The following is a 17593-nucleotide window of genomic DNA, read 5'->3' as shown; positions in this document are numbered from 1 at the left end:
GTCCGGGGACGGGCCCTCGTCGCGTTCTAGCGGTTCTCGCCCGGGACCCAGAGCACGTCGCCGCGCTCCTTGTTGGCCACCCGGGCCAGGATGAAGAGCAGGTCGGACAGCCGGTTGAGGTACTTCGCGGTCAGCGGGTTGACGCTGTCGCCGTGCTCAGCGATCGCCGACCAGGTGGAGCGCTCGGCCCGCCGGACCACCGTGCAGGCCAGGTGCAGGTGGGCCGCCCCGGGCGTGCCGCCGGGCAGGATGAAGCTGCGCAGCTTCTCCACCCGCGCCAGGTAGTCGTCGCAGTCCGCCTCCAGCCGGTCGATGTAGGACTGCAGCACCCGCAGCGGCGGGTACTTCGGGTCCTCCACCACCGGGGTCGACAGGTCGGCGCCGACGTCGAACAGGTCGTTCTGGACCCGGACGAGCACCGCCGTCATGTCCTCCGGCAGCTCCCCGGCGGCCAGGGCCACCCCGATCGCCGCGTTCGCCTCGTTGGCGTCCGCGTACGCGATCAGTCTCGGATCGGTCTTGCTGGTCCGGCTCATGTCGCCGAGCGCGGTGGTGCCGTCATCGCCGGTACGGGTGTAGATGCGCGTCAGATTGACCATGCGGCCAGACTAGCCGCCGGGTTAGGCGGCGTTAACCCCGTCTCGCGGAGCACTGCTACGCGACATTGACTCTCTGCCCCGGCGGGGCCGCCTCCAGCCAGGCCAGGAAGCCGGTCAGCGCGTCCTCGCTCATCGCCAGCTCCAGCGGCGCCCCGTTGTGCAGGCAGCGCAGCACCACCGAGCCGGACAGCAGCGCCAGTTCCTCCTGGCCCTCCGGGTAGCGCCGGCCGAGCACCTCGATCTCCCGGCGCGGAAGCATCTTGCGCGGGCGCGGGGCGTACGAGAAGACCCGGAACCACTCGATCGAGTCACCGCTGTAGCGGCCGATACCAAAAACCCACCCCTTGCCGTCGGTCGGGGGGACCGGGGCCGAGGTGGGTTTGCCGTTCTCGTCGAGGTCGGGCTGCGTCGAGGCGTCGGCGGGCATTTTGAGCCGGTAACTGCAGTCGAAGGTGCCGCCGACCCGCTGGATCAGGCGGCGTCGGACGGCGAAGGCCATCAGCCCGATCACTCCCAGGGCCACGACCGCCGCACACACCACAAGCGCGAGGACCATGCTCACCTACCTCCTCGCTACCCGCGTTCCCCGTAACGGTCGTATCAAGCGACCGCGCTGACCTACCAACTACGACGACAGTCCCGGGGTCACGCTCGCGCGTCCCCGGGACCGTCGGTCGACCCCGCTAAGCCGGGGTCCGGCGCACTCAGGCGTGGGCCTTGAGGCCGCGCGCCGCGAACAGACGGACCTCGGCGCGCCGCTCGGCGTGCTCGTCCAGGTCCGACTTGGCCTTCTCCAGTGCGCGCTCGGCACGCGCGACATCGATCTCGTCCGCCAGCTCGGCGATCTCCGCGAGCAGAGACAGCTTGTTGTCGGCGAAGGAGATGAAGCCGCCGTGCACCGCGGCGATCACGGTGCCGCCGTCCACCGTGCGGATGGTGACGGGACCGGTCTCCAGCACGCTCAGCACCGGGGTGTGGCCCGGCATGATGCCGGTGTCACCGGAGGCCGTACGGGCGACGACGATGGTGGCCGCACCGGACCACACCTTGCGGTCGGCTGCGACCAGCTCGACGTGCAGCTCAGCCAACGTGGGCTCCTAGGCTCATGCAACGCCCGATTACTCGGGAGTTTCGGTAAGAATAACGGCCCCGCGCCTCCGGCATGAAACCGGCGGCACGGATTTGACCGGAATCACAGCCGATGCGACGCGAGGGGTGGGTCCCAGGGCTGGGGCCCACCCCTCACGGTCACGCACAGCTGCTACCGGCCGCGATTACTTCTTCGCCAGCTCGGCGGCGTTCTTCTCGAGGTCCTCGATGCCACCGCACATGAAGAAGGCCTGCTCCGGGACGGAGTCGTACTTGCCGTCCGCGATCGCGTTGAAGGCCTCGATGGTCTCCGACAGCGGCACGGTCGAACCCTCGACACCGGTGAACTGCTTCGCCACGTAGGTGTTCTGCGAGAGGAAGCGCTCGATGCGACGGGCACGGTGCACCGTGATCTTGTCCTCTTCGGACAGCTCGTCGATGCCGAGGATCGCGATGATGTCCTGGAGGTCCTTGTACTTCTGCAGGATCCCCTTGATACGGATGGCCGTGTCGTAGTGGGTCTGCGCGATGTACCGCGGGTCGAGGATGCGGGACGTGGAGTCCAGCGGGTCGACGGCCGGGTAGATGCCCTTCTCCGAGATCGGGCGCGACAGAACGGTGGTCGCGTCCAGGTGGGCGAAGGTGGTGGCCGGCGCCGGGTCGGTCAGGTCGTCCGCGGGGACGTAGATCGCCTGCATCGAGGTGATCGAGTGACCGCGGGTCGAGGTGATGCGCTCCTGCAGGAGGCCCATCTCGTCGGCCAGGTTCGGCTGGTAGCCCACCGCGGAGGGCATGCGGCCGAGCAGGGTCGACACCTCGGAACCGGCCTGGGTGAACCGGAAGATGTTGTCGATGAAGAGGAGCACGTCCTGCTTCTCGACGTCACGGAAGTACTCCGCCATGGTCAGCGCGGACAGCGCGACCCGCAGACGGGTGCCCGGCGGCTCGTCCATCTGGCCGAAGACCAGCGCGGTCTTGTCCAGAACGCCCGAGTCGACCATCTCGTCGATGAGGTCGTTGCCCTCACGGGTGCGCTCGCCGACACCGGCGAACACCGACACACCACCGAAGTTCTCGGCGACGCGGTAGATCATCTCCTGGATCAGAACGGTCTTGCCGACACCGGCACCACCGAACAGACCGATCTTGCCACCCGTGACGTACGGGGTGAGCAGGTCGATGACCTTGATACCGGTCTCGAACATCTCGGTCTTGGACTCGAGGTCCTTGAACTCGGGAGCCTTGCGGTGGATCGGCCAGCGGACCTCGACCTGCTTGTCGAACTCCGCCTTGTCGACGTTCAGCACGTCACCGAGGGCGTTGAACACCTTGCCCTTGGTGATCTGGCCGACCGGGACGGAGATCGCCGCACCGGTGTCGGAGACCTGCGAACCACGGACCAGGCCGTCGGTCGGCTGCATCGAGATGCCGCGGACCATGCCGTCGCCGAGGTGCTGGGCGACCTCGAGGGTCAGGATCTTCTTGCCCGTGCCGTCGGGGTTGTCCACCTCGACGTGCAGGGCGTTGTACATGTCCGGAATCGCGTCGACGGGGAACTCCACGTCGACGACCGGGCCGATGACCCGCGCGACGCGGCCCGTCGCCGTGGTCGGCTCAACAGTGGTGGTCATACTCATTCGCTCCCGCGGCTAGCGTCGGCGAGGGCGTTGGCGCCGCCGACGATCTCGCTGATTTCCTGGGTGATCTCGGCCTGACGGGCCGAGTTGGCAAGCCGCGTGAGCGACTTGATGAGCTCGCCGGCGTTGTCCGTCGCGCTCTTCATCGCGCGGCGGCGGGCGGCGTGCTCGGAAGCGGCCGACTGCAGCAGCGCGTTGTAGATCCGGCTCTCGACGTACCGCGGCAGGAGCGCGTCCAGGACGCCCTCCGCCGACGGCTCGAAGTCGTACAGCGGGAAGATCTCCGACTTGGCCGGCGACTGGTCGCTGAGCTGGACCTCGTCCAGCTTCAGCGGCAGCAGCCGCGCCTCGACCGCGTTCTGCGTCAGCATGGACACGAACTCGGTGGAGACCAGGTGGAGCTCGTCCACGCCGCCGGTCTCGGCCGTGAAGGCCTCGATCAGGTCGGCCGCCACGGTCTTCGCGTCACCGTAGGTCGGCTTGTCCGAGAACCCCGTCCACGAGTCCGCGACCGTCAGACCGCGGAACGTGTAGTACGAGACGCCCTTGCGGCCGATGATGTACGTCACCACGTCCTTGCCCTCGGACCGCAGGCGCTCGCTGAGCACCTGGGCGGCCTTGATGGCGTTGGTCGAGTAGCCGCCCGCCAGGCCGCGGTCCGCCGTGATCAGCAGGACGGCGGCGCGCTTGGCGGCCGGGTTCTCGGTGGTGAGCGGGTGCTTGGCGTTGGACCGGGTGGCCACCGCCGTCACCGCCCGGGTGAGCTCGTCGGCGTACGGAGTGGAGGCGGCCACCGCGCGCTGCGCCTTGACGATGCGCGACGCGGAGATCATCTCCATCGCCTTGGTGATCTTCTTCGTCGCGGTGACAGAGCGGATCCGGCGCTTGTAGACCCGAAGCTGTGCTCCCATGGGTCGTTACGTCCTTTCCCTCGCTACCGGACTCAGGCCTGCTCGGAGAGCAGCTTGCCGTCAGCGGTCTGGTAACCCTGCTTGAAGGCCTCGACGGCGCTGGTCAGCGCGTCGACGGTGCCGTCGGCCAGCAGGCCGGTCTCCACGATGCCGGCCAGCAGGTCCTTGTGCTGGAGGCGGACGTGGTCCAGGAACTCGCGCTCGAAGCGGCGGATCTCGGCGACCGGGACGTCGTCCAGCTTGCCGGTGGTGCCGGCCCAGATGGAGACGACCTGCTCCTCGACCGGGAACGGCTGGTACTGGCCCTGCTTCAGCAGCTCGACCATGCGCGCACCGCGCTCCAGCTGGGCCTTGGAGGCCGCGTCCAGGTCGGAACCGAAGGCGGCGAAGGCCTCCAGCTCGCGGTACTGGGCGAGGTCCAGACGCAGGCGGCCGGCGACCGAGCGCATGGCCTTGATCTGGGCGGAGCCACCGACGCGGGAGACCGAGATACCGACGTTCACGGCCGGGCGGATGCCGGCGTTGAACAGGTCGGACTCCAGGAAGCACTGGCCGTCGGTGATGGAGATGACGTTGGTCGGGATGTACGCCGAGACGTCGTTGGCCTTGGTCTCGATGATCGGCAGACCGGTCATCGAGCCGCCGCCCAGGGCGTCGTTCAGCTTGGCGCAGCGCTCCAGCAGACGGGAGTGCAGGTAGAAGACGTCACCCGGGTAGGCCTCGCGGCCCGGCGGGCGGCGCAGCAGCAGGGAGACGGAACGGTAGGCCTCGGCCTGCTTCGACAGGTCGTCGAAGATGATCAGGACGTGCTTGCCGTCGTACATCCACTCCTGGCCGATGGCCGAACCGGTGTACGGGGCCAGGTACTTGAAGCCGGCCGGGTCGGAGGCGGGAGCGGCCACGATGGTGGTGTACTCCAGCGCGCCGGCCTCCTCCAGGGCGCCGCGGACGGACGCGATGGTGGAGCCCTTCTGGCCCACGGCGACGTAGATGCAGCGGACCTGCTTCTCCGGGTCGCCCGAGCGCCAGTTGTCACGCTGGTTGATGATCGTGTCGACGGCCACCGCGGTCTTGCCGGTCTGGCGGTCGCCGATGATCAGCTGGCGCTGGCCGCGGCCGATCGGGGTCATCGCGTCGATGGCCTTGATGCCGGTCTGCAGCGGCTGCTTGACCGACTTGCGGGCCATGACGCCGGGGGCCTGCAGCTCAAGGGCACGGCGACCGGTGGCGGCGATGTCGCCCAGGCCGTCGATCGGGTTGCCCAGCGGGTCCACGACGCGGCCGAGGTAGCCGTCGCCGACCGGAACCGAGAGGACCTCGCCGGTGCGGCGCACGGTCTGGCCCTCTTCGATGCCGCCGAACTCACCGAGGACGACGACACCGATCTCGCGGGTGTCGAGGTTCAGCGCGAGGCCGAGCGTGCCGTCCTCGAACTTCAGCAGCTCGTTCGCCATGACCGAGGGCAGGCCCTCGACATGCGCGATGCCGTCCGCTGCGTCAGTGACCGTGCCGACCTCTTCCACAGAAGCGGCGTCCGGCTGGTACGACTGGACAAAGTCGGCCAGCGCGTCCCGGATCTCCTCCGGACGGATCGTAAGCTCCGCCATCAGGCTTCCCTGCTCTCCTAGTTTGCGATCCTCGGCCCGCCATTGAGGGCCGCAAGTATTCGACTCTCGGCCGGGTCTTCCGAACCGGCCGTACGATGTGCCGGCTCCTTGGGGAGCCGGTTTCCCGACCGAGGGTCGGATGTGCTGCTTGGGTGCTCAGCCTTCGAGCGACTGGCGAGCGCCCTCGAGGCGGCTCGACACGGTGCCGTTGATGATCTCGTCGCCGATCTGCACCCGGACGCCGCCGACGACCTCGGGGTCGACGTCGATGTTCAGGTGGACCTGGCGGCCGTACATCCGGGCCAGAGCACCGGACAGGCGCTCCTTCTGGGTGTCCGACAGCGGCACCGCGGTGGTGACCAGGGCCACCACGCGGCCACGGCGCGCGGCGGCGAGCTTCGAGTAGGACTCGAGGCCCTGCTCCAGGCTACGGCCACGCGGCACGTTGACGAGGGCGGTGACCAGCCGGACGGTACCGGCGTGGGCGCGGCCGCCGAGCAGCTTGCCGATCAGCTCGGCCTTCGCGACGGCACCGGCCTTCGGCTCGGTCAGCGCGGCGCGCAGCTCGTGCGAGCCGCTCACCACCCGGCCGAAGCGGAAGAGCTCGTCCTCGACGTCGTCCAGGGCGCCGGCCTTGTCCGCGGCGATGATCTCCGCGTAGGCGGCGAGCTCCTCGGTCGCGTCCACCAGGTCGCGCGAGCCCGACCAGCGGGAGCGGACCAGGCCGGAGACCAGGTCGACGGCCTCGCCGGAGACCTGGCCGGTCAGCAGCGAGGTGACCAGCTGGGCCTTGTCCTGGCCCGACCGCGAGGGGTCGGTCAGGACGCGGCGCAGCGACACCTCGCGGTCCAGCACGGCCGTGACGGCGGTGAGCTCCTCGGCGAGCTTGGCCGCGTCCACCGAGGTGGAGTCGGTCAGGCTCTCCAGGTTCTGCCGGCCGGCGGCGAGGGCCTCACGGCTGGCGCCGATCACTTGGCCGCACCCTGAGCAACGGCGGCCTTGGCCTCCAGCTCGTCCAGGAAGCGGTCGATGACGCCGCTCTGCCGGGTGTGGTCCTCGAGGGACTCACCCACGATGCGGGACGCCAGCTGGGTGGCCAGCGAGCCCACGTCCTGACGCAGGGCGGCAGTGGCCTGCTTCTTGTCCGCCTCGATCTGGGCGTGACCGGCGGCGACGATGGCCTCGCGCTGACGCTGGCCCTCCTCGCGCATCTCGGCGAGCTGGGCGGCACCCTGCTCGCGAGCCTGCTCGACGATGCGGGCAGCCTCGTGGCGCGCCTCGGCGAGCTCGGCGCGGTACTGCTCAAGCAGGGCCTGGGCCTCCACCTGGGCGGCCTCGGCGCGCTCCATCCCGCCCTCGATCGCGTCCCGGCGCTCCGACAGCACCTTCTCGATGCTGGGGAGGAGCTTCTTGCCGAGCAGACCGAAGACGATGAAGAAGCAGAGCAGGCCGATGATGATCTCGGGCCACGCGGGGAGGAGAGGGTTCATCTTCTCCTCGGCCGCGAGCTGGACGATCGCCATGCTCATATCTGGACCTTCCTCAGAAAGGGTCTACGGCGGGATTACTTGTTGCCGAAGACGAACGGCATGACGATGCCGATGAGGGCGAGCGCCTCGGTCAGCGCGAAGCCGATGAACATGTTGGAACGGATGAGACCGGCAGCCTCGGGCTGGCGGGCCATGGCCTGGACACCGTTACCGAAGATCAGACCGACGCCGATGCCGGGGCCGATGGCGGCGAGGCCGTAGCCCAGGGAGGCGACGGAACCGTAGACAGTGCCCTCAGCGAGGATGCTCATTGACGTTGTCCTTTGCAGGGTGGTGAACCGGTGGTGATTGGCCACCGGGCGATCCGGGACGGGAAGTGGTTCTCGGCGGGGCCGGGGCCCCGGGGCTCAGTGCGCCTCTTCCAGGGCACCGGCGATGTAGCTGCTGGCCAGCATCACGAAGATGTAGGCCTGCAGGAACTGGACCAGCAGCTCGAAGGCGGTCAGGCCGACGGCGACGATGAACGAGGCCGAGCCGTACAGCGCGCCCAGGGACGGGCTGAGCAGGTACCAGGAGGCGATGGAGAACATCACGATCAGCAGGTGGCCGGCGAACATGTTCGCGAAGGCTCGGACCGCGAGCGTGAAGGGGCGCACGAAGATGTTCGAGAAGAACTCGATCGGCACCAGGATGAACATGACCCAGCCGGGGATGCCCGACGGCCAGCAGAGGTTCTTGAGACCGCCGACGAAGCCGTGCTTCTTGAAGGTCAGCGTCATGTAGGTGATCCACACGACCGCCGCGAGGCCGGCCGGGAACGCGATCGCCGCCGACACCGGGAACTGTGCGAACGGGATGATCGACATGATGTTCATCAACCAGATGAAGAAGAACATCGAGACCAGCATCGGGACGTACTTCTCGCCCTTCTTGCCGATCGTCTCCAGCACGATGGAGCGCTTGACGAAGTCGTAGCCGATCTCACCGACCAGCTGCAGCTTGCCGGGGACGAGGCGCGGCTTGGCGAAGGCGGCCCAGAAGAACACGACAACCAGGAGCGCGACGATGATCGACAGCAGCATCGGCTTGTTGAACTCGATGCTGCCGATCGAGAAGATCGGCTTGAACTGGAACTCGTTCAGACCCGGGGCCGGGAAGCCACAGCCAGCGTCCCCGAAGTGGCAACTGCCTGAGGCGAGGGACGTGAGTTCAGCACTCACCGCGGACTCCTTCGTCGTGACGCATGGTTACGGCAACCTCGGTGTGTCGGCGTGGCCTGCGACCACGGAGCGGCACTGGAACTTGATGGGTTTCTCGCCGACCCCGCGCGCCGGTGCACGGCACCACAGCGGGATCATCGAAGACTGCGCGGATCAGGGGGGCGATCCGTCCGCTCTCCGGACAGACCAGGCCTCTTCCCGTACTCCGTTGTTGCGACGGACGATAGCAGCCCGTCAGTGCGGCATAAACACCGCCCCCCTCGTTGGGGGGACAGTTGGGCCTCGTCACTGTTGACGCCCCTTGTCGGAGGGCTTGTCGCCCTTCTTTTCGGAGGCGTCGGGGTCGACGTAGAAGGTTTTGGCCTTGAGCGCACCGCGCACCTGGAAGCCCGTCCAGATCAGGGCGCAGCCGAGCAGGGTGAACGCGAAGGCCTGCCGGTTGAACAGGTCGGTGTCCTTGAAGACGGCGAGCACGATGCCGACCAGCAGGATCTGCGTGGTGTACACCAGCAGCGCCGCGGCCATCATGATCTGCGGGTTCGACCTGGTCAGCCGGTCGAGCGCGACCTGGCCGAAGCTGAAGAAGGCCATCACGAGGAGCGCGCCGAAGAGGGCGCCGAGCAGCCCCTTCCCACCGGCAACGGCAAAGGAGATCACCATGGCGATGATTCCGGCGACCGCAGTGGGAATCGCGGCGCCTCGGAGGATCCGGGCGTCGGTGGACGGCATGTCGGCAGCTCCGGCGGCATGTCGAGTGGCGGGGGACGGGCACTGCGGTGGCGGGTGACACCGGACCGAGGCATCGCCGCGGGCCGCCATGGGAGCGACGGGCCCGGTGAGGGAGACCGACAGGGACGGAAGTCATCCACCTGTCAGGTCTTTCGGCGTGTTCTCGATACTCGTGAACGGTATCACAAACTATTTGATGAGAGCTTTACCATGAATGTGTGGCACCTGTCACACCAACGGCGCAACGATTCCGCCGTTCGGGTGACGGCCACCTGTCGTGGCATCAACTCCCTTGTCAGTGGCGGCCGGTGGCCTTGGGGTGGGAGCCGGCCGCGGTGGAGCCCACGCCGGATTCCCGCCCGGCTTCACCCAGGAGTTCCTTGTCCTTGGCCGACAGTTCAGCCATCGGACCGCTCTGCTGCCGGCGGTAGCGCGGGGGGACGAAGGACTGCACCGCCCGCGGGGCGCGCGGCCGGAACCGCGGGGTGAGCAGCACCACCAGGCCGACCAGGCAGAGCCCGGCGAGCGTCAGGACGACGGTGCGGCCGGTGTTGGTCACCGAGAAGGCGACCGAGCCGAAGGCGATCAGCGCGGCCCAGAAGTACATGATCATCACGGCGCGGCTGTGCGAGTGCCCGACCTGGAGCAGCCGGTGGTGCAGGTGGCGCTTGTCCGCGGCGAACGGGGACTGGCCGGCCCAGGTGCGGCGCACCACCGCGAGCAGCAGGTCGGCCAGCGGCAGCGCGATGACCGTCAGCGGCAGCAGCAGCGGGATGTAGATCGGCACCAGGGCGTGCACGGCGGCGGTCTGCGAACCGGCCTCGTTGCTGATCAGGTCCGGGTCGACCCGGCCGGTGATGGAGATCGCGGCGACGGCCAGCATCAGGCCCAGCATCATCGAACCGGAGTCGCCCATGAAGATCCGCGCGGGGTGCATGTTGTGCGCCAGGAAGCCCAGGCACATGCCGATCAGCAGCACGCTGAACAGCACGGCGGGGGCCGCGTCGGAGATCGTGTAGCCGTACCAGAGCCGGTAGCTGTACAGGAAGAAGGCCATCGCGGCGATGCAGACCATGCCGCCGGCCAGGCCGTCCAGGCCGTCGATGAAGTTCACCGCGTTGACCATGACGACGACCAGGGTGACCGAGATGACCATGCCCTGGGTCGGGCTCACCGCGACCGGGCCGACGCCGGGCACCGGGAGGGTGATCACCGTGACGCCCTGCCAGACCATCACGCCGGCGGCGATCATCTGGCCGCCGAGCTTCACCAGCGCGTCCACGCCCCACTTGTCGTCGAGCACCCCGAGCAGGAACATGATCCCGGCGCCGGACAGCAGCGCGCGGATGTCGGTGCCCTGGGAGAACACCTTGCTCAGGTTGTCCAGCTGCGAGGCGACCAGGATGCCCGCGCACAGTCCGCCGAACATCGCGATGCCGCCGAGCCGCGGCGTGGGTTCGCGGTGCACGTCGCGGGCGCGCACCGGCGGCATGGCGCCGGCCGCGATGGCGAACTTCCGGACCGGGCCCGTCAGCAGGTAGGTGACGGCGGCCGTGCAGAACAGCACCAGCAGATACTCACGCACCACTGGCCTCCTGCATCACTGTCGAACGGGGAAGTACCGAAGGTACTCCCCTGCCTTCCCGGGGTTCGAGGTGCGTCGCCACGGCACACACCTTATTGAGTCGGACGCCCGGACCGTGCATCGCGGTTCGCCCTCCCGGGTAGGAGATCCGGATACCCGCGGAAGGCCGCCGTCAGGCCCGGTCGGCGAAGGCCGCCGCCAGCTCCCGGACCCGCGCCGCGGCCGGGACGGCCGCGTCCCCGGCGAGCACCCGCGCGATCAGCCCGGCGATCTCCGCCAGCTCCGGCTCCCCCATCCCCTGGCTGGTGACCGTGCCCGTGCCCAGCCGGATGCCGGAGGTCTCGGCGGCCGGCGCCGGGTCGTACGGCAGCGCGCACTTGCCGAGCAGCAGCCCGGCCGCCGCGCAGCGCCGCTCGGCCTCCGCGCCGGTCACGCCGAGCGGACTCACGTCGGCGGTCACCAGGTGGGTGTCGGTGCCGCCCGTCAGCGGGCGCATTCCGGCCTCTGCGAGCCCCTCGGCGAGCGCCCGCGCCCCGGACACCGTCCGCTGCGCGTACGCCCGGTACGCGGGCCTGGAGGCCTCCGCGAGGGCCACCGCCTTGCCGGCCACCTCGTTCATCGCCGCGCCGCCCTGGCTGAACGGGAACACCGCCCGGTCGATCCGCTCGGCCAGCTCCGCGGTGCACAGCAGCAGCCCGCCGCGCGGGCCGCGCAGCAGCTTGTGGGTGGCCGCCACCGTGACGTCCGCGTACGGCACCGGGGAGGGCGCCACCCCGGCCGCGATCAGCCCGGTGGTCTGCGCGGCGGAGGCGATCAGGTAGGCGTCCACCTCGTCGGCGATCTCGCGGAACGCCGCCCAGTCCGGGTGCCGGGGGTGCGAGATCGAGCCCGCCACGATGGCCTTGGGGCGGTGCTGCCGGGCCAGCTCGCGGACCTGGTCGAGGTCGATCAGCCCGTCGGCCTCGCGCACCCCGTAACCGGTGAAGGCGAACCAGCGCCCGGAGAAGTTGGCGCGCGAGCCGCAGCTGAGGTGGCCGCCGTGCTCCAGCGACATCGCCAGCACCCCGTCGCCGGGCCGCAGCAGCGCCGCGTACGCCGCCAGCATCGCCGAAGTCGCCGACCGGGGCTGGACGTTGGCGTGCGGGGCGGCGAACAGCTCGCGGGCCCGGTCGATCGCCAGCAGCTCGGCGGCGTCCGCCAGCGCGCAGCCGGTGTGGTGCCGTCGGCCCGGGTAGCCCTCGGCGTACTTGTCGATCAGCGGGCCGGTGAGCGCCGCCAGGACGGCGGGGGTGGTCAGGTTCTCCCCCGCCAGCAGCTGGATCGTTTCGGCGCGCCGCTCGGCCTCCGCGGCCAGCAGGTCGGCCAGCTGCGGATCCGCCCGGTGCAGCGCCTCGGACGCCCAGGGGCGCCCGGTCGTGGCGGTCGGGCCGGACGCGGCATCGGTGACGGTCATGGCGGGGCTCCCGGGCGCTGCGGGGACTGTGTCACCCAGCGTAGGACCGCTCCCGCCACCCGGCCCGCCGGGCCGCCGCCGAACGGCCCCGCCCGGCGGCGCGGGGGCGCCCGGCCCGGGCCCGGCCCGTCAGCGCGGCGCGGGGACGCCGGTGAGCGCGGTGACCACCGGGTCGACCGCGTGGAATATCTCCTCGCCGCAGTTGCGGAACATGCCGATCGGCGCCCCGTACGGGTCGTCCACCTCGTCCGACTCCGGCGTGGCGGCCAGCAGCCAGCCGCGCAGCGCGGCAGCGGCCCGGACCAGCGCGCGGGCCCGCTCGGTGACGTCGGCGCCGCGCCGGGGGTCCGGCAGGGTGCCCGGGTCTATCGTCCGCACCAGGCGGGTGAACTCCTTCAGCGTGAAGGTGCGCAGCCCCGCCTCGTGGCCCATCGAGATCACCTGGGCGCGGTGGTCCAGCGTCGCGGTGAGCACCAGGTCGGCCTCGACCACGTGCTCGTCCAGCAGCTCGCGGCCGGTGAAGCCGCCGCTGTCGGCGCCGTACTCGTCGAGCACGGTCGCGGCGTGGTCCTCCATCGGCGCGCCCTCGTGGCCCCAGGTGCCGGCGCTCTCCACCAGGATCCGGCCGGCCACCCGGGGGCTCAGCCGGGTGTCCAGCTCACGCCGGGTCAGCCGCTCGGCGATCGGCGAGCGGCAGATGTTCCCCGTGCAGACGAACAGGATCCGGAAGTGGTCCAGCGGCCTGGGGCCCACGCTCAGGTACGGCGCTATGCCCGGCCCGGCGTGCAGCGAGGCGGTGGGCGTCAACTGCCGGCCTCCAGGTCGGGGACGACCTCCCTCAGCTGCTCGACGCTGATCGCACCGGCCCGCAGCAGGACCGGGACCTTGCCGGTGACGTCCACGATCGACGAGGTGGCGGAGTCCTCGGCCGCCCCGCCGTCCAGGTAGACCGAGACCGCGTCGCCGAGCTGGGCCTGTGCCTCGTCGCAGGTCAGCGGGGAGACCCCGCCGATCCGGTTGGCGCTGGAGACGGCCAGCGGGCCGGTGTTGTTCAGCAGCTCGATGGCGACCGGGTGCAGCGGCATCCGGACCGCGACGGTGCCGCGGGTGTCGCCGAGGTCCCAGCGCAGCGACGGCTGGTGCCGGGCGACCAGGGTGAGCCCGCCGGGCCAGAAGGCGTCGACCAGCTCCCAGGCCTGCTCGGAGAAGTCGGTGACCAGGCCGTGCAGGGTGGTCGGCGAGCCGACCAGCACCGGCGAGGGCGTGTTGCGGCCGCGGCCGCGGGCGGCCATCAGCTCGCCGACCGCCTCCGGGGAGAAGGCGTCCGCACCGACCCCGTACAGGGTGTCGGTGGGCAGCACGACGAGTTCGCCGCGGCGGATGGCCGAGGCGGCCTCGCGCAGACCGGTGGCGCGGTCCCCGGCATCGGCACAGTCGTAACGGCGGCTCATCGGTGCGGTCCCCTTCCGGAGTGGCTCATGGCGTTACAGCGCAGCCTTACGCGCCGTCGTACGGTGCTCGGTGGTCACGACCCGACCCTCCGGGCCGTGGTCCTGTGCCCGACTGTTCACGACCCGACCCTCCGGGCGGTCGTGAAGCGGGGCCGGTTGTTCAGGTCGCGGTGGTCGGCGGTGTCCGTCCAGCCGTGTTCCTCGTTGAAGATCCACGGCACCTGGCCGCCCTGCTGGTCGGCATGCTCGATCACCACCGCGCCGCCCGGGCGCAGCAGTCGGGCCGCGACCCGCTCGATGCCGCGGATGGTGTCCAGGCCGTCCTCGCCGGAGAACAGCGACATCTGCGGGTCGTGGTCGCGGGCCTCCGGCGCGACGTACTCCCACTCGGTGAGCGGGATGTACGGCGGGTTGGAGATGACCAGGTCGAAGCGGCCGTCCCAGGAGCGGTCGTCCTCGAAGGCCTTGGTGGCGTCACCGGCGTGCAGGGTGACCCGGGCGCGGTCCGGGCTGGCCTCGATGTTGCGCCGGGTGTACTCCAGCGCCCCCTCGTCCAGTTCGAAGGCGTGCACGGTGGAGCGCGGCAGTTCCTGGGCCAGGGCGAGCGCGATCGCGCCGGAGCCGGAGCACAGGTCCACCACCAGCGGCTCGGCCACGTCCATGTCGCGCACCGCGTCTATCGCCCACTCGACGACCGTCTCGGTCTCCGGCCGGGGCACGAACACCCCGGGGCCGACCTCCAGTTCGAGGTAGCGGAAGAACGCCCGCCCGGTGATGTGCTGGAGCGGCTCGCGCGCCTCGCGGCGGGAGACCGCCTCCCAGTAGCGGGCGTCGAAGTCGGCGTCCTTCACCGTGTGCAGCTGGCTGCGCTTGACGCGGTGGACGTAGGCGGCGAGCTCCTCCGCGTCGAAGCGCGGCGACGGCACGCCGGCCGCGGCCAACCGCTGGGTGGCCTGGGCCACCTCGGCGAGCAGCAGGTTCATCCGTACGACCTCTTGTTTCTGCGCTCCGGCTTCGGGCGAAGCGCGGGCTGGGGCGCGCCGGTCTCAGTTCTCTTGGGCCGCGGCGGCGAGCTTGGCCGCCGCGTCCTTGTCGACGCAGGACTGGATCACCGCGTTCAGTTCGCCGTCCAGGACCTGGTCCAGGTTGTACGCCTTGAATCCGGTGCGGTGGTCCGAGATGCGGTTCTCGGGGTAGTTGTACGTGCGGATCCGCTCGGAGCGGTCGACCGTACGGACCTGGCTGCGGCGCGCGTCCGAGGCCTCCCGCTCGGCCTCCTCCTGCGCGGCGGCCAGCAGCCGCGAACGCAGGATGCGCATCGCCTGCTCCTTGTTCTGGAGCTGGCTCTTCTCGTTCTGGCAGGACGCCACGATACCGGTCGGCAGGTGGGTGATCCGGACCGCGGAGTCGGTGGTGTTGACCGACTGGCCGCCGGGGCCGGAGGAGCGGTAGACGTCGATCCGCAGGTCGTTGGCGACGATCTCGACCTCGACCTCCTCCGCCTCGGGGGTGACCAGCACGCCCGCCGCGGAGGTGTGGATGCGGCCCTGCGACTCGGTGGCGGGGACGCGCTGCACGCGGTGCACGCCGCCCTCGTACTTCAGCCGGGCCCAGACGCCCTGGCCGGGCTCGGCGTTGCCCTTGGTCTTCACGGCCACCGAGACGTCCTTGTAGCCGCCGAGGTCGGACTCGTTGGCGTCGATGATCTCGGTCTTCCAGCCGATCCGCTCCGCGTAGCGCAGGTACATCCGGAGCAGGTCGCCGGCGAACAGCGCGGACTCCTCGCCGCCCTCGCCCGCCTTGATCTCCAGGATGACGTCCTTGTCGTCACTCGGGTCGCGCGGCACCAGCAGCAGCCGCAGCTCCTCGGTGAGCTCGTCCCGGCGCGCCTCGGAGGCCTTCGCCTCGGCGATGAACTCCGGGTCCTCCGCGGCGAGTTCACGCGCGGCCTCGATGTCCTCGCCGGCCTGCCGCCACTGCCGGTAGACCCGGGTGATCGGGGTCAGCTCGGCGTACCGCTTGGCCAGCTTGCGGGCGTTGGCCTGGTCGGCGTGGACGGACGGGTCGGCCAGCCTCGTCTCGAGGTCGGCGTGCTCGACGAGGAGCTCTTCGACTGCCTCGAACATGGGGTGGCCTTCTTCCCGGTGACTCGGAAACGTGTGGGGGGTGGGGAACTCGCGGGGGGACGCGAACGGCGCCGGCCCCCAGCGCCCCCGACAACGAGTACGGGGGCACCGGGAACCGGCGCCGAGGGAGCGCTAGGCCTTCGCGCTGTGCTGCTTGCCGAAGCGGGCCTCGAAGCGGGCCACGCGGCCACCGGTGTCGAGGATCTTCTGCTTGCCGGTGTAGAACGGGTGGCACTGCGAGCAGACCTCGGCGCGGATCTCGCCACTGGTCTCGGTCGAGCGGGTGGTGAACTCGGCGCCGCAGGTGCAGGTCACGCGCGTGACCACGTACTCGGGGTGAACGTTGGGCTTCAAGGGGTTCTCCTAGGTTTCGGGAGGGTACCGGGTCGGCGGATGGGGCACCGCACGTGAACCGGGACCGACGGACCAGTCTGCCAGGACCGGCCGCATCTTCCCAAACCGGGTCGCGTTCCGGGATATTCCGGGCCCCCTCAGCGCGTGGCGGTGGCCTTCGCCCCCGGCTTCCCCGCGGTCGGCGCGGGGGCCGTGGGAGCCGCCTGGGCGGGGTTCTCCGGCTGCGCGGAGACGACCGCGGACGGGAACGGCTGGTCGGCCTTGAGCGCCGCCCAGACCTGCCCCGCCTGCGGTTGCAGCGGGACCACCCGGTTCGGGTCGCTGGGGGCCGTCTCCACCGGCAGGGTGACCATGCTCAGCTGGTCCGGGCCTATCCCCTTGAGCTCCTGGGCGAGCCCCACCAGCGAGTTCACCGAGCCGAGCGCGGAGTCGGTGGTGATGCTCCTGGTCACGGTGTCGCCGACGGACCACAGCTTGACCGGGTTGGTGAGCATCCCGCTCCCCCCGACCTGCCGCAGCAGCGACTTCACCATCTGCTTCTGGAGCTCGATCCGGCCGAGGTCGCTGCCGTCGCCGACGCCGTGCCGGGTGCGCACGAAGGCCAGCGCCTGCTCTCCGTTCAGGTGGTGCTCGCCGGGCGGCAGGTCGAGCCCGCTGTCCTTGTCGTGGATGGCCACCGTGGTGGTCACGGTGGCCCCGCCTATCGCGTCCACGACCCGGGCGAAGCCCGCGAAGTCGACCTGCAGGTAGTGGTCCATCCGCAGCCCGGTGAGCTGCTCGGTGGTCTTGACCGCGCAGGCCGCGCCGCCGCTCTCGAACGCGCTGTTGTACATCGCGCGCTTGGCGCCGGGCACCGTCCTGCCGTTCGCGTCGACGCAGTCGGGGCGGGCGACCAGGGTGTCGCGCGGGATCGAGACGACCTGGGCGCCGGAGTGGGCCTGGTTGACGTGCACCACCATCGCGGTGTCCGAGCGGGCGGTGCCGCCGGTGTCCCCGCCGGCGACCGAGCCGTTGTCGCCGACCCGCGAATCGGAGCCGAGCACCAGGATGTTGAAGGAGCCGTCGGTGGCGGCCGGCGGCCGGGCGTCGCCGAGCCGGGCGTCGATGTCGACGCTCCTGATGTTCCCGTTGAGCCTGAAGTAGGCGAAGAGGCCCGCGCCGGCGCCGAGGACGACGAGCGCGGCGAACGCGCAGGCGGCCGTCCGCAGGATTCTGCGGCGGCGACTCAGGACCCTCTTGTGCTCGGCCATACGGTCCAGGGTAAATCGGACAACATGATCCAAACGCCCCCAAGGTGTCCCGACTCTGGAACAAAGCGACCCGGACGCACGGAACCCCGGAC

Annotated in this window: 19 protein-coding genes; all 19 read right to left on the bottom strand. The window is 70.3% G+C overall.

The annotated features are described in order from the left end of the window. Positions 1-26: 26 nt before the first annotated feature. The 19 genes from ACFU6K_RS08925 to ACFU6K_RS08835 all read right to left on the bottom strand — a co-directional run bounded on the left by ACFU6K_RS08925 (position 27) and on the right by ACFU6K_RS08835 (position 17501). Complete coding sequence (locus ACFU6K_RS08925) at positions 27-599, bottom strand: cob(I)yrinic acid a,c-diamide adenosyltransferase (RefSeq protein ID WP_380661777.1); 573 nt, start codon at positions 597-599, stop codon at positions 27-29. A gap of 55 nt (positions 600-654) precedes the next feature. Further along, positions 655-1155, bottom strand: a complete 501-nt coding sequence (locus tag ACFU6K_RS08920; RefSeq protein WP_049651801.1) for a DUF2550 domain-containing protein — start codon at positions 1153-1155, stop codon at positions 655-657. A 148-nt stretch (positions 1156-1303) separates the two neighbouring features. Next, positions 1304-1687: a F0F1 ATP synthase subunit epsilon gene (locus tag ACFU6K_RS08915; protein ID WP_030057524.1), complete on the bottom strand. Its 384-nt coding sequence runs from the start codon at positions 1685-1687 to the stop codon at positions 1304-1306. A 186-nt stretch (positions 1688-1873) separates the two neighbouring features. Further along, positions 1874-3319 (bottom strand): F0F1 ATP synthase subunit beta, encoded by a 1446-nt coding sequence (gene atpD / locus ACFU6K_RS08910; RefSeq protein WP_049651802.1) that lies wholly within the window; start codon positions 3317-3319, stop codon positions 1874-1876. Positions 3320-3321: 2 nt separating this feature from the next. After that, complete coding sequence (locus ACFU6K_RS08905) at positions 3322-4236, bottom strand: F0F1 ATP synthase subunit gamma (protein WP_049651803.1); 915 nt, start codon at positions 4234-4236, stop codon at positions 3322-3324. A gap of 32 nt (positions 4237-4268) precedes the next feature. Then, entirely contained in the window at positions 4269-5843 is a 1575-nt protein-coding gene (gene atpA / locus ACFU6K_RS08900; RefSeq protein ID WP_380661775.1) for a F0F1 ATP synthase subunit alpha, read from the bottom strand. 156 nt (positions 5844-5999) lie between these two features. Next, positions 6000-6815 (bottom strand): F0F1 ATP synthase subunit delta, encoded by an 816-nt coding sequence (locus tag ACFU6K_RS08895; RefSeq protein WP_380661774.1) that lies wholly within the window; start codon positions 6813-6815, stop codon positions 6000-6002. Further along, the gene (locus tag ACFU6K_RS08890; RefSeq protein WP_107086439.1) at positions 6812-7372 is read right to left on the bottom strand and encodes a F0F1 ATP synthase subunit B; all 561 of its coding nucleotides are present in this window, start codon (positions 7370-7372) and stop codon (positions 6812-6814) included. The genes ACFU6K_RS08895 and ACFU6K_RS08890 overlap by 4 nt, the downstream gene beginning before the upstream one ends. A 35-nt stretch (positions 7373-7407) precedes the next feature. Continuing rightward, complete coding sequence (gene atpE, locus ACFU6K_RS08885) at positions 7408-7644, bottom strand: ATP synthase F0 subunit C (RefSeq protein WP_031074289.1); 237 nt, start codon at positions 7642-7644, stop codon at positions 7408-7410. 96 nt (positions 7645-7740) lie between these two features. Beyond that, positions 7741-8553: a F0F1 ATP synthase subunit A gene (gene atpB, locus ACFU6K_RS08880; protein ID WP_049651806.1), complete on the bottom strand. Its 813-nt coding sequence runs from the start codon at positions 8551-8553 to the stop codon at positions 7741-7743. A gap of 285 nt (positions 8554-8838) precedes the next feature. Beyond that, the gene (locus ACFU6K_RS08875) at positions 8839-9282 is read right to left on the bottom strand and encodes a hypothetical protein (protein ID WP_380661772.1); all 444 of its coding nucleotides are present in this window, start codon (positions 9280-9282) and stop codon (positions 8839-8841) included. 295 nt (positions 9283-9577) lie between these two features. Next, on the bottom strand, positions 9578-10867 hold the full coding sequence (locus ACFU6K_RS08870) for an MraY family glycosyltransferase (RefSeq protein ID WP_380661771.1): 1290 nt from the start codon (positions 10865-10867) through the stop codon (positions 9578-9580). Positions 10868-11039: 172 nt separating this feature from the next. Then, a complete protein-coding gene (gene glyA / locus ACFU6K_RS08865) occupies positions 11040-12320 on the bottom strand; it encodes a serine hydroxymethyltransferase (RefSeq protein WP_380661770.1) in 1281 nt (426 codons plus the stop codon). Between the two features lie 129 nt (positions 12321-12449). Further along, entirely contained in the window at positions 12450-13109 is a 660-nt protein-coding gene (locus ACFU6K_RS08860; RefSeq protein ID WP_369808349.1) for a protein-tyrosine-phosphatase, read from the bottom strand. A gap of 14 nt (positions 13110-13123) precedes the next feature. Beyond that, positions 13124-13771: an L-threonylcarbamoyladenylate synthase gene (locus ACFU6K_RS08855; protein WP_380661769.1), complete on the bottom strand. Its 648-nt coding sequence runs from the start codon at positions 13769-13771 to the stop codon at positions 13124-13126. Between the two features lie 116 nt (positions 13772-13887). Beyond that, positions 13888-14754, bottom strand: coding sequence for a peptide chain release factor N(5)-glutamine methyltransferase (gene prmC / locus ACFU6K_RS08850; RefSeq protein WP_049658073.1), 867 nt, complete (start codon positions 14752-14754; stop codon positions 13888-13890). 63 nt (positions 14755-14817) lie between these two features. After that, the gene (prfA, locus tag ACFU6K_RS08845) at positions 14818-15897 is read right to left on the bottom strand and encodes a peptide chain release factor 1 (RefSeq protein ID WP_380661768.1); all 1080 of its coding nucleotides are present in this window, start codon (positions 15895-15897) and stop codon (positions 14818-14820) included. A gap of 132 nt (positions 15898-16029) precedes the next feature. After that, positions 16030-16251: a 50S ribosomal protein L31 gene (rpmE, locus tag ACFU6K_RS08840; RefSeq protein WP_030057539.1), complete on the bottom strand. Its 222-nt coding sequence runs from the start codon at positions 16249-16251 to the stop codon at positions 16030-16032. Positions 16252-16388: 137 nt separating this feature from the next. Next, on the bottom strand, positions 16389-17501 hold the full coding sequence (locus ACFU6K_RS08835; protein WP_380661767.1) for an LCP family protein: 1113 nt from the start codon (positions 17499-17501) through the stop codon (positions 16389-16391). Positions 17502-17593: the final 92 nt, after the last annotated feature.

The organism is Kitasatospora sp. NPDC057512 (assembly GCF_042802135.1).
Classification (GTDB): Bacteria; Actinomycetota; Actinomycetes; order Streptomycetales; family Streptomycetaceae; genus Kitasatospora.
This window is presented reverse-complemented; position numbering and strand designations above follow the sequence as displayed.